Source organism: Streptococcus orisasini, assembly GCF_001431045.1.
Classification (GTDB): Bacteria; Bacillota; Bacilli; order Lactobacillales; family Streptococcaceae; genus Streptococcus; species Streptococcus orisasini.
Window position 1 is genome coordinate 1 of sequence record NZ_BCLE01000049.1, and the last position, 542, is coordinate 542.

Below are 542 nucleotides of genomic sequence, written 5' to 3' on the forward strand. Positions count from 1 at the left end.
CAAGATGTTACTAAGGACGTTAAGAAATCCGTATGAAAATAGGGGTCTGACAAGAAATCCTGATTTCTTAGTCAGAGCATCTTTTTCACTAGGATTTTAGTCCGAGTACAAATAGGTCCCGTGGTGTAGCGGTTATCACGTCGCCCTGTCACGGCGAAGATCGCGGGTTCAATTCCCGTCGGGACCGTAAAAGGAGGACTCGTTAGCTCAGTTGGTAGAGCATTTGACTTTTAATCAAAGGGTCACTGGTTCGAGCCCAGTACGGGTCATAGAGAGAGAATGCGGGTGTGGCGGAATTGGCAGACGCACCAGATTTAGGATCTGGCGCTTTAAGGGCGTGGGGGTTCAAGTCCCTTCACCCGCATAAGAGAGTAGGCCGGCTTAGCTCAGTTGGTAGAGCATCTGATTTGTAATCAGAGGGTCGCGTGTTCAAGTCATGTAGCCGGCATAAGCGAACGTAGTTCAGAGGTAGAACATCACCTTGCCAAGGTGGGGGTCGCGGGTTCGAATCCCGTCGTTCGCTTCCTTTGAGGCCGGGGTGG

The 542-nt window shown here is 51.1% G+C and carries 5 tRNA genes; all 5 read left to right on the forward strand.

The features are described from left to right. Nucleotides 1–114 precede the first annotated feature (114 nt). The 5 genes from SCSH_RS10235 (at nt 115) to SCSH_RS10255 (ending at nt 523) form a co-directional block, all read left to right on the forward strand. Nucleotides 115–187, forward strand: a tRNA-Asp gene (locus SCSH_RS10235). A gap of 9 nt (nt 188–196) precedes the next feature. Continuing rightward, a tRNA-Lys gene (locus tag SCSH_RS10240) sits at nt 197–269 on the forward strand. Nucleotides 270–281: 12 nt separating this feature from the next. Next, a tRNA-Leu gene (locus tag SCSH_RS10245) sits at nt 282–364 on the forward strand. A gap of 11 nt (nt 365–375) precedes the next feature. Next, nucleotides 376–448, forward strand: a tRNA-Thr gene (locus tag SCSH_RS10250). Between the two features lie 3 nt (nt 449–451). Continuing rightward, nucleotides 452–523, forward strand: a tRNA-Gly gene (locus SCSH_RS10255). The last annotated feature ends 19 nt before the right edge of the window (nt 524–542 follow it).